The organism is Burkholderia sp. E168m23, assembly GCF_016586125.1.
GTDB lineage: Bacteria > Pseudomonadota > Gammaproteobacteria > Burkholderiales > Burkholderiaceae > Burkholderia > Burkholderia orbicola.
Window position 1 is genome coordinate 1 of record NZ_BCPP01001690.1, and the last position, 576, is coordinate 576.

Below are 576 nucleotides of genomic sequence, written 5' to 3' on the forward strand. Positions count from 1 at the left end.
CCGCGCCTGCGCTCGCGCATCCGGTCGATGACCGGCAGGACCGTATGCAATGCGCCGTAGAGATTCGTGTCGATGACGCGAGCCGTGCGCGCCAGGTCTTCCCAGTCGTCCGCATGGGCGATCGTGCTGGCCACCCCGGCGTTCGCGATCAGCAGGTCGATCGGGTGGCGGGTGTCGAAGTCGGTTAGCCAGGCGGCAGTCGACGCGGCATCGCGCACGTCTATGACACCCGTTTCGACCATGGCGCCGTGCGCGCGGCAAGTCGCCGCCGTTTTCTCGACCTCCGAGAAATTGCGGCCGACGATCCCCAGCGTCGTGCCGGGCTGTGCATAGGCAAGCGCAAGCGCGCGACCGAGACCGGCACTCGCGCCGGTGATGACGATGTTTCGCGGCAGTTGATCAGGCATCCGCGCGATCCAGGCGCTCGACCGCCCCCGCGACCGCCATCTCGATGCCGGTTCGGGTGTAGAAATCGCCGTTGATTTGCGTGTGATGCATCACGTAGTCCAGAAAGGCGTGATAGAGATGCATGTCCGGCAGCTCGCCGCCATGCCAGAAATCGTCGAGTTTCCCCTG

General features: G+C 65.5%; 1 protein-coding gene and 1 pseudogene. Both read right to left on the minus strand.

The genetic code is table 11. The features are described from left to right. On the minus strand, positions 1-407 hold a 407-nt coding region (locus JMF90_RS39690), incomplete at its 3' end, for an SDR family oxidoreductase (protein ID WP_201326612.1). Then, positions 400-576: pseudogene (locus JMF90_RS39695) on the minus strand (capsular biosynthesis protein); the annotation flags it as partial. The gene JMF90_RS39690 and the pseudogene JMF90_RS39695, both read right to left, overlap by 8 nt.